The sequence below is a fragment of the Sphingobium sp. ZW T5_29 genome, from assembly GCF_044987515.1.
Classification (GTDB): domain Bacteria; phylum Pseudomonadota; class Alphaproteobacteria; order Sphingomonadales; family Sphingomonadaceae; genus Sphingobium.
In genome coordinates, this window is the sequence record NZ_JBJDRM010000039.1 from 1 (window position 1) to 596 (window position 596).

Consider the following 596-nt stretch of genomic DNA (forward strand, 5'->3'; position numbering starts at 1 on the left):
CTCCACGGCGGGTCGCGGCGACTTCATCAACCGCACGGTCGACTTCGCGATCAGCGAGATCCCGTTCCAGCTGCAGCCCACCGAGAGCGGGGCACAGCCGGAGAAGCCGATCGCCGGCAGCTATGCGTACATGCCGATCGTGGCCGGCGGTACCGCGTTCATGTACAACCTCAAGATCGGCGGCAAGCGCGTCACCAATCTCCGTCTGTCGGGTGCGACCGTGTCGAAGATCTTCGCCGGTCAGATCACGAACTGGAACCATCCCGAGATCCAGGCCGACAACCCCGGCCTCGCGATGCCCGACCGGGCGATCCAACGCGTCGCACGCTCCGACGGTTCCGGCTCGACGGCGCAGTTCACCATGTGGATGTCCAAGCAGCACGGTGATATCTGGACGACCGGCATGACGTCGCAGTTCCCCGGCAACGTGGGAGCGACCCTGCAGTCCGGGTCGCTGGGTGTGTCGGGGTACGTCAGCCAGGGCTACGGCGAAGGAGCGATCACCTACGTCGAGTACTCGTACGCCGTGAAGTCGGGCTTCCCCGTCGCGAAGGTGCTGAACGCGGCCGGTTACTACATCGAGCCCACTGCATCCT

The 596-nt window shown here is 65.1% G+C and carries 1 protein-coding gene; it reads left to right on the forward strand.

Going from position 1 to position 596, the window contains the following annotated elements; all coding sequences use genetic code 11:
* On the forward strand, window positions 1-596 hold a 596-nt coding region (locus tag ACI3KQ_RS15950; protein ID WP_404959328.1), incomplete at both ends, for a substrate-binding domain-containing protein.